The following is an 8,869-nucleotide window of genomic DNA, read 5'->3' on the forward strand; positions in this document are numbered from 1 at the left end:
GGCGTCGTCGGCTACCCCGCGTCCGCCGCCAGCCGCTGCGCGACCGCCGCCGCCTCGGCGGCCTTGACCTGCGCCTTCTCCGCCCGCCGGGCGGCCTTGGCGGCCCGCTTCGGCGTGCTGCCCTCCGAGCGGCGCTCGAACAGCGTGTAGATCACCGGCACCACGTACAGCGTCAGCAGCGTGGAGGACACGAGCCCGCCGATCACCACGAGCGCCAGCGGCTGCGAGATGAACGCCCCGCCGCCCGTCAGGCCGAACGCCATCGGGGTCAGCGCGAGGATCGTCGCGGCCGCCGTCATCACGATCGGCCGCAGGCGCTGGCGCGCACCCTCCCGGACCGCCTCGTCGAGCGGCCGCCCGTCGGCCCGGTACTGGTTGATCAGGTCGATCAGCACGATCGCGTTGGAGACCACGATGCCCACCAGCATCAGCACGCCGATCAGGGCCGCGACGTCGAGCGGCGTGCCCGTCAGCAGGAGCGCCAGCAGGGCGCCGGTCGCCGCGAACGGCACCGAGACCAGCAGGATCAGCGGCTGCCCGATGCTCCGGAACGTCGCCACCATCACCAGGTACACGATGAGGATCGCCGCGAGCAGCGCGAGACCCAGGTCCGCGAACGCGTCGGCCTGGTCGGCCGCCACACCGCCCACGCTGACCTCCGCGCCGTTCGGCAGGTCCAGCCCGTCGATCTCCTCGGTCAGGGCCGTGGTCAGCGTGCCCAGATCCTGACCCGCCGGGGTCACCGCGACGGTCGCGCTGCGCTCGCCGTCCACCCGCGTGACCGACGCCGGGGCCGACACCTCCTCGACCGTCACCAGGTCGCTCAGCGGCACCACGCCCGCCGCCGTCGGCACGTCGATCTTCTCGATCTCGGCCGTCGTGGCCGGCACGTCGCCCGCGACGACGACGTCGAGCGACGCGCCGTCCAGGTCCACGGTGCCGATGCTCATCTCGTTCATCGCGCCGGCCACCAGGCCGGAGACCGTCGCCTCGGTCAGCCCGGCCTCGGCCGCGGCGTCCCGGTCCACCGTCACCTGCACCGTCGACTGCTCGGCGGCCAGGTTGTTGGTGACGCTCTCGACGCCGTCGAGGTCCGTGACCGCGTCCTCGACGTCGCTCGCGGCGGCGGCCAGGTCGTCGGCGTCGGGCGCGGTGACCACCAGGTCCACCGTGGTGCTGGAGAAGCCGGAGTCGCCGGCCGCGACCGTGACCTCGCCGTCCAGGGTGGCGTCGTCGAGGGCAGCGCGGACGTCGTCCTGCACCGCCTCGCCGTCGGCGTCCTCGTCCAGCGTCATCGCGAACGACGCGCTGCTCCCGCCGCCGCCCATGCCGAAGGCCGCGGCCATCCCGTCGGCCGACCCGACCGTGGTCTGCACGGTCGCGATGCCGTCGACGCCGGCGAGGACCTCCTCGACGTCCTTGGCCGCCGCGTCCTGCTTCTCCAGCGACGTGCCCGGCTCGAACTCCTGGGTCACCGACAGCGTGTCCTGGCCGGCGGCCCCGATGAAGTTGGTCTCCATGCGCGGCACCAGCGCGAGCGTGCCGCCCAGCAGGGCGACCGCGACCGTCAGCGTGACCGCCGGGTGGCGCAGGGACGCCGCCAGCGACGGCACGTAGGCGCGCTGCCAGATGCCGCGCCGCTCCTTGAGCTCGGCCGCCTCCCGCATCGCGACGCCGCCGTCGGCCGAGGCCGGCACCTTGATGAACCAGTACGCGAGCACCGGCACGACCACGAGCGCCACGACCAGCGAGGCGCCCATGGCGATCGCCACGGTGACGGCGAACGGCTGGAACAGCTCGCCCGCCATGCCGCCCACGAGCGCGATCGGGGCGAACACCGCGATGGTGCAGACCGTGGAGGCCGTGATGGCCGCGCCCACCTCGCGCACGGCGGTGACGATCGCGTCGACGCGGTCCTCGCCGTAGGACAGGTGCCGCTTGATGTTCTCGATCACGACGATCGAGTCGTCCACGATGCGCCCGATGGAGATGGTCATGGCCGCGAGCGTGAGGATGTTCAGCGTGTAGCCGGTCAGGTTCATCGCCGTGAACGTCACGGCCAGCGACAGCGGGATCGAGATCGCGGCGACCAGCGTGGCCCGCAGGGAGGCCAGGAACACCAGGATCACGAGCACCGCGAAGAGCAGACCGAGGCCGCCCTCCGTGGTCAGGCCCTCGATCGACTCCTCGATGAACGGTGCCTGGTCGAACGTGACGGCGGTGCTCACGCCCGCGTCGTCGAGCTCGTCCTGCACGTCGGCCAGCACGTCCTGCACGGCGTGCGACACGTCGACCGTGTTGCCGTCGGGCGTCTTGGTCAGCGCGATCGCGAGGGACGGCTCGCCGTCCAGCCGCGAGAAGGAGGTGGGCTCGACGTCCTTGACGCTCACCTTGGCGACGTCGCCCAGGTGCACGACGGCGGCGGGGCCGGCCTCGGCGGCGGGCTGCTCGTCGGTCGGCGCCTCGCCGGTGGCGCCCGGGGCACCCGCGGCAGCACCTGCGCCGGCGGCTCCTGCCACACCGGCTCCCGCGGAGCCCGCGGCCGGGACGATCGGCAGCTTCTCGAGCTCCTTGACGGTGCTCACGGTCGTGCCCACCTGGACGCTGCTGGTGCGGCCGTCCTCGGTGACCGAGCCGACCGGCGTGACCGTGCCGTTGTCCTGCAGCAGCGACGAGAGCTGGGCGGCGGTGAGGCCGGCGGCGGCGAGCTTCTCGTCGTCGGGCTCGATGACGACCTGGCGCTCGGTGGTGCCGGTCACCGTGACGTCGCGGACCTCCGCGATGCCCGAGAGCTCGGGCACCAGCACGGAGTCGATCGTGTCGGTCAGCTCCCGCTCGGTGCCGTCGCCGGACACCGCGAGCTGCACCACGGGCAGGTCGTCGAACGAGCCGGCCATGACGTCGGGCTCGACGTCGTCCGGCAGGTCCGACAGGCCCCCGACCGCGGAGGTCATCTCCTGGCTGGCCGCGTCGATGTCGGTGCCGTACTCGAGCTCGACGGTGGTCATCGAGACGCCGGTGGAGACTGTCGAGGTCACGCCCGTGACGCCGTCGATCGCCTCGACGGCGGTCTCGATCGGGTCGGTGACGCGCTCCGCGACGATCTCGGGCGCGGTGCCCGGGTAGACCGCGGTGACCGCCACCACGGGCACGTTCAGCGACGGTATGAGTTCCTGACGGAGCTGCCCCATGCTGAAGATGCCGACGACGAAGACGGCGATCGTCGCGAGTGCCACGAGGGCACGGTTCGCGAGCGACATTCGGGCAAGACGAAACACACTGCCTCCAGATCTGGGGTTCACGCCGGGGTCCCACGACTCCGTCGGCGCAGTATTTTGCCTAACGCAAAGGATCACGCCCGGGTTCCCGCCGCGCAAGTCCGGTTCTCGCGCCGCCCGCGGACCACTAAAGTCACCCCGTGACCGACGTGACCCGCGCGCAGCTCGCCGCCGAGCTCGCCGAACTGCACCACGAGCTGGGCGAGGCGTTCTTCGCCTCCCGGCTCCGGCCGCTGCTGGAGACCGACCTCACGGTGCAGCAGCTCAGAGCGCTGGCCCTGGTGCAGGTGGACCGCGACTCGACGCCGCAGCGGCTCGCCGAGGCGCTCGGCGTGTCCGCCGCGACGGTCTCCGGGATCCTCGACCGGCTCACGGCCGCCGGGATGGTCGTGCGCACCCCCGACCCGGTCGACGGCCGGGTGCGCCGCGTGACCACCACGGAGAAGGGCAGCGAGGCGATCCGGCGCATCGTCGCGCTCGAGGACGACCTGCCGCCCGACCTGCTGGACCTGCTCGACGTCGACGACCTCCGCGCGCTCACCCGGGGCACCCGCGCCCTCCTGGAGGCAACCCGCCGCCTAGCCCCCTGACACTCCGTTGAGTGCTGGCTATCTGCGCTTCCGCAGCCCGTAAACGCGCAGATACCCAGCACTCAACGACGTCGTGGCGGTCAGGCGTGGCGGTCAGGCGTGGTGGTCAGGTGTGGCGGTCAGGTGTGGCGGCGGGCGGTCTCCGTGGCCAGGCGGTGGAGCAGCGCCCGGGCCTCCGGCGGGGCCGTGACCTCGATGTGGTCGGCGAACTGGAGGAGCTGCCGGGCGGCCTCGACCTGGGCGTAGGCGACGGTGATCGGCACCCGGCCCGACGCGTCCGGCGGCCCGACCGTGCGCAGCCGCGAGCCCAGGATGCGGCGGGCCAGGTCCACGCCGTCGGCGTCCAGGAGCGCCTCGACCGTCATTCCACGGCGGGTCTCCAGCGCCTGGCCGAGCCCGCGCGCGACGTCCTCCAGGGCGACGTCGCGGATCCGGCGCGGCTCGTCGAGCAGCGCCCAGCGGTCCAGCCGGGTCAGCGCGAACAGCCGGGGCGCCGCGTCGACGTCGGCGACGAGGTACCAGCGGTCGACCCGCAGCAGCAGCCCGTACGGGTCCACCACCAGGTCCGACGCCGCGCGCTCCCCGCTGCGCCGGTAGGTCACGCGCAGCCGCCGAGCCTGGCGCAGATCTCGCGCGAGCGCGGCCACGTCGGGCGCCTCGCGCGGCTCCTGCGGCGCGAACCAGGCCCGGTTCTCGACCGTGACGACGTCGGCCAGGGAGAGCGGCGCCGCCCCGGTCCGCGCCGGGGGCGCGCCGGGCCGGGTCGCGAACTTGCCGACGGCGGCCCGCGCCGCCGTCTCCGCGCCGAGCGCCCGGGCGCGTTCGAGGTCGACGCCGACGGCGCGGAGCACGTCGGCCTCCGACGTCGTCAGCCGGCTGAGGTCGACCTGCTGGCCGGGGAGCAGGCTGATGCCGCCGTACTTCCCGCGCTCGGTGAGCACGGGGATGTCGGCGTCGACGAGCTTCTGCACGTCGCGCAGGATCGTGCGGACGGACACGCCGAACTCCTCGGCGAGCGCCTCCGCCGTGGTGTGCCGCCGCGCCTGGAGCGCGCCGAGCAGGCCGATGAGGCGCTGTGCCGAGGTCATCTCTGCTCTCCGGTCGGTCGCTGCTGGTTGAACATGACAGGTTCTGTCAGGTTAGCGCGCGAGCGTGGGTCCGTCGCCGAACGTCGGCGGCAGCCTGGAAGGAGCAACCCATGCCCGCACCCAACCTCTTCCTCGTCTACGTGACCGACGTCGAGCGCGCCACTGCGTTCTACGCCGACCTGTTCGAGATCGAGCCGGTCATGCGCGCCCCGCGCTACGTACCCTTCGAGATCGCGCCCGGCGTGCTGTTCGCGCTGTGGAGCGGAAGGACCGACGGGCTCTCCGCGCAGACGCCGCGGTCGTTCGAGGTGGGCCTGATGGTGTCCCGGTCCGCGGCCGCGGTCGACGACGTCTACGCGGCGTGGGTCGCGAAGGGCGTCACCGTGGTCGAGGAGCCGCACGACGAGGTCTTCGGGCGCACGTTCGTGGTCGCCGACCCGGACGGCAACCTGATCCGCGTCTCGCCCACCGACTGACCGGCGCACCCGCCGTGCCGCCGTCGTGACGACCTCACGACGGCGGCGCAGCGCCCGCGCGACCGGGTCGCGCCGACCTCACGACGACGCCGCGCCGCCCGCGCGGGCCGCACGTAGGGTGTGTGCCGTGCCGGAGACCACCGCCCCTGAGCCGTTCGCCCCGCAGGCCACACCGGAGGCGATCGAGGACCTGCGCGCGCGGCTGCGGGCGACCCGCTGGCCCGACGCCCCCGAGGACGCCGGCTGGACGCTGGGCACCGATCTCGACTACCTCCGCGAGCTGGTCGCGTACTGGGCGGACGGGTTCGACTGGGGCGCCCAGGAGGCAGCGCTGGCCCGGCTCCCCCGCTTCCGGACGTCGGTCGGCGGGCTGGGGATCCACTTCGTGCACGCGCGCGCCGTCGCGCCGTCCGGCCCGGTGCTGCCGCTGGTGCTCAGCCACGGCTGGCCCGACTCGTTCTGGCGGTACTCGAAGGTCGTGCCGCTCCTGACCGACCCCGGCGCGCACGGTGCCGACCCCGCCGACGCGTTCGACGTCGTCGTCCCGGACATGCCGGGCTTCGGGTACTCGGACCGGCCGACGGGCGCGCCGCTGAGCTCGATCGCGGTCGCCGGGCTGTGGGCCTCGCTCATGACGGTGCTGGGGTACGAGCGGTTCGGCGCGGCGGGCGGCGACATCGGCAGCCACGTGAGCCGGTACCTGGCGCTGGACCACCCGGACCGCGTCGTCGCCGTGCACCGCACGGACGGCGGGCTGCCCGTCTTCGCGGGCGACCCGGCAACGCTCCAGGCCGAGGAGCGCGCCTGGTTCGCCGAGACCGCCACGTGGAGCGCGACCGAGGGCGCGTACGGCGCCATGCACCGCACCAAGCCGCAGACCGTCGCCGCCGGGCTCAATGACTCGCCCGCCGGGCTCGCCGCCTGGATCGTCGAGAAGCTTAGGGCCTGGAGCTTCGGCGACCTGGAGGACGCATACACCCGCGACGAGATCCTGACGAACATCACGATCTACTGGCTCACGGGCACCATCGGCTCGTCGATGCGGATGTACCACGCCAACGGCGCGATCCCCGCCCGGCAGCTCACCCGCCGGGTCGAGGTGCCGTCCGGGTTCTCGCTGTTCCCGGGCGACATCGTGCGCCCGCCGCGGGCGTGGCTGGAGCGGACCGCCCACACGGTTCGCGTCACCGAACCGGAACGGGGCGGCCACTTCGCGGCGTTCGAGGAGCCGGAGCTGTACGCCCAGGAGCTCCGCGACTTCTTCCGCCCGTACCGCGCCTGACTCAAGCCGCGAGACCGTCGCGGGCCGTCAGGCCGCGACCCGCTCGTCCCAGTTGATGTGGTGCTCGTAGATCCACCGGCTCGGGTCGGTGCCCGTGCGCGCCATGTGCGCCATCCCGAACCGCATGACCAGGTCGCGCGGCACCGCCGCCAGGGGGTGGACCGCCTTCCACCCGCCGGTGCGCCGGCCCTGCTCGACGACGCGCTCGACACGCTCGCGGCGCAGCCCCTCGTAGGCCGTGAACGCCGAACCGACGGTCGGCCGGTCCCGCAGGCACTTCGCCAGCACCACGGCGTCCTCGATCGCCATGGCCGCGCCCTGCCCGATCGACGGCGCCGTGGCGTGCGCGGCGTCCCCGATGATGATCGTGCGGCCGTCGTGCCAGACCGGGACCGACGGCACGTCGTAGGTGTTCCAGCCGGCGAAGATCTGCTCGGTGGCGCCGATGATGTCCGCGGCGGGTCCCTTGTCGTCCCGGAAGAGATCGACCAGCCGACGGCGCCACTGCTCCGGGCTGATCGCCGCCAGCTCCGCCGGCGTGGGCTCGACCGGGCTCGGCGGGTTCGCCACCCACCACACCTCGCCGTCCGGGTGCGGCGTGTACGCGAAGAAGCAGCGCCGCCCGAAGATCGCGTTCATCATGCCCGGCTCGCTGTCGACCGTGATCCCCGTGGCGTAACCCCCGGTGTTCAGCAGCCCGTTGTAGCGGGCGCCGGGCGCGTCCGGGGCGAGGATCTCCCGGGTCCGCGACCGCAGCCCGTCGGCGCCGATCAGCAGGTCGCCCTCGGCGGTGGTGCCGTCCGCGAAGGAGGCGACGACGCCGCCGTCGGACGGCGAGGTGCCGGACGGCGCGGCGTCGACCAGGCGCTTGCCGTGCTCGAACCGCACGCCGCAGCGCAGCGCCTCCTCGCGGAGCCTGCGGTAGAGGTCCGCGCGCTTGACCGTGCGGCTCGTCAGGCCGCCGCCCGCCTCCCGGCCCGTCGCCTCCGGGCCGGTCGCCTCCAGGCCGGTGCCGTAGGGCAGCTCGCCGAGCCTGCGGCCCGACCCGCTCGTCATCGTGATCCGCGGTGTGTCGAACCCGAGCCCGCGGAGGTCCACGTCCACCGCGCGCAACGCGTCGAGTGCGTTCACGGCGAGCGTCAGGTACACGCCCGCGCTGTCCGCCGTCCGGCCGTAGGCCTCGTAGACCGTCGCCCGCAGGCCTGCCCGGTGCAGGGCGATCGCGCACGTCGTCCCGGCGATCCCGCCGCCGATCACCATCGTTGTGTATGTCATACACACGAGCGTATGGCATACACTCAGGATCGAGCCAGCCCCTTTTCCAACCGACACGGAAGTGAGCGCCACGCATGGACGCCAAGACCCCGACCGGGCTCGACCTGCTCTGGGGAGGCGACGAGCCCCCGTCGAGGACCCGGCAGGGCCTGAGCCCCGCGCGCATCGTCGCGGCGGCGGTGGAGCTCGCCGACGAGCGCGGACTGGACGCCGTGTCGATGGCACGGATCGCCGAGCGCCTCGGCTTCACGACGATGTCGCTCTACCGGCACGTGCGGAGCAAGGAGGAGATCCTCCTGCTCATGCTGGACGCCGTCGCGGCGGTGCCGGCGGAGCTCGACGAGCCGCCGGCCGACTGGCGCCTCGGACTGGAGCGCTGGTGCGCCGCGCAGTGGACCATGCTGCGGGCGCACTCCTGGATCGTGGACGTGCCCATCAGCGGCCCGCCGGTGACGCCCAACCAGCTCACCTGGACGGACCGCGCCCTGGCCACGCTCGAGGACACCGGGCTCGCCGAGAGCGAGAAGGCCGGCGTCGTCCTGCTGGTGGCCACCTACCTGCACAACAGCGCGCGGCTGAGCGCGGGGCTGGGGAACGCGGTGTCCGGCGAGTCCGTGGCCGCCTACAGCGCGCTGCTCGGCCGGCTCGCCGACGCCGAGCGGTTCCCCGCCCTGCGCCGCGCCGTCGACGCGGGCGCCTACGACTACCCCACCGACACCGCCGCGGAGGACCGCCGGCTCGACTACACGTTCGGCCTGGACCGCATCCTCGACGGCGTGGCGGCGCTGATCAGCCAGAAGACCGGCTGACGGCGCGCTCCCGGTCGGCAGTTTGCGTCACGAACTCGGCAGTTTGCATCGAGGTCGGCACAGGCCTGTGC

At 73.4% G+C, this 8,869-nt stretch carries 7 protein-coding genes; 4 read left to right on the plus strand and 3 right to left on the minus strand.

The window, feature by feature from the left end; all coding sequences use genetic code 11:
- Nucleotides 1-11 precede the first annotated feature (11 nt).
- Nucleotides 12-3,260 (minus strand): efflux RND transporter permease subunit, encoded by a 3,249-nt coding sequence (locus ACFWEJ_RS24030; RefSeq protein ID WP_377231702.1) that lies wholly within the window; start codon nucleotides 3,258-3,260, stop codon nucleotides 12-14.
- 158 nt (nucleotides 3,261-3,418) lie between these two features.
- Between ACFWEJ_RS24030 and ACFWEJ_RS24035 the strand changes: the two genes are divergently transcribed.
- Complete coding sequence (locus ACFWEJ_RS24035; RefSeq protein ID WP_377231703.1) at nucleotides 3,419-3,868, plus strand: MarR family winged helix-turn-helix transcriptional regulator; 450 nt, start codon at nucleotides 3,419-3,421, stop codon at nucleotides 3,866-3,868.
- 119 nt (nucleotides 3,869-3,987) lie between these two features.
- Here the strand turns inward: ACFWEJ_RS24035 and ACFWEJ_RS24040 are convergent, their stop codons facing one another.
- Nucleotides 3,988-4,956 (minus strand): helix-turn-helix transcriptional regulator, encoded by a 969-nt coding sequence (locus ACFWEJ_RS24040; protein WP_377231704.1) that lies wholly within the window; start codon nucleotides 4,954-4,956, stop codon nucleotides 3,988-3,990.
- A 110-nt stretch (nucleotides 4,957-5,066) separates the two neighbouring features.
- On the opposite strand from ACFWEJ_RS24040, the gene ACFWEJ_RS24045 reads away from it, so the two are divergent.
- Both ACFWEJ_RS24045 and ACFWEJ_RS24050 read left to right on the plus strand, forming a co-directional pair.
- The gene (locus ACFWEJ_RS24045) at nucleotides 5,067-5,432 is read left to right on the plus strand and encodes a VOC family protein (RefSeq protein ID WP_377231705.1); all 366 of its coding nucleotides are present in this window, start codon (nucleotides 5,067-5,069) and stop codon (nucleotides 5,430-5,432) included.
- A 127-nt stretch (nucleotides 5,433-5,559) separates the two neighbouring features.
- Entirely contained in the window at nucleotides 5,560-6,714 is a 1,155-nt protein-coding gene (locus ACFWEJ_RS24050; protein ID WP_377231706.1) for an epoxide hydrolase family protein, read from the plus strand.
- 27 nt (nucleotides 6,715-6,741) lie between these two features.
- On the opposite strand, the gene ACFWEJ_RS24055 is transcribed toward ACFWEJ_RS24050, so the two are convergent.
- Entirely contained in the window at nucleotides 6,742-7,989 is a 1,248-nt protein-coding gene (locus ACFWEJ_RS24055; RefSeq protein WP_377231707.1) for an FAD-dependent monooxygenase, read from the minus strand.
- Nucleotides 7,990-8,063: 74 nt separating this feature from the next.
- Between ACFWEJ_RS24055 and ACFWEJ_RS24060 the strand changes: the two genes are divergently transcribed.
- On the plus strand, nucleotides 8,064-8,798 hold the full coding sequence (locus ACFWEJ_RS24060; RefSeq protein ID WP_377231708.1) for a TetR/AcrR family transcriptional regulator: 735 nt from the start codon (nucleotides 8,064-8,066) through the stop codon (nucleotides 8,796-8,798).
- Nucleotides 8,799-8,869 lie beyond the last annotated feature (71 nt).

The organism is Promicromonospora sp. NPDC060204 (assembly GCF_042728455.1).
Lineage (GTDB): Bacteria > Actinomycetota > Actinomycetes > Actinomycetales > Cellulomonadaceae > Promicromonospora.

Bases quoted from the DNA above. Each gene is read 5' to 3' on its own strand.
- ACFWEJ_RS24030 (WP_377231702.1), bottom strand. From the start codon at position 3,260: ATGTCGCTCGCGAACCGTGCCCTCGTGGCACTCGCGACGATCGCCGTC.
- ACFWEJ_RS24040 (WP_377231704.1), bottom strand. From the start codon at position 4,956: ATGACCTCGGCACAGCGCCTCATCGGCCTGCTCGGCGCGCTCCAGGCG.
- ACFWEJ_RS24060 (WP_377231708.1), top strand. From the start codon at position 8,064: ATGGACGCCAAGACCCCGACCGGGCTCGACCTGCTCTGGGGAGGCGAC.
- ACFWEJ_RS24045 (WP_377231705.1), top strand. From the start codon at position 5,067: ATGCCCGCACCCAACCTCTTCCTCGTCTACGTGACCGACGTCGAGCGC.
- ACFWEJ_RS24055 (WP_377231707.1), bottom strand. From the start codon at position 7,989: ATGACATACACAACGATGGTGATCGGCGGCGGGATCGCCGGGACGACG.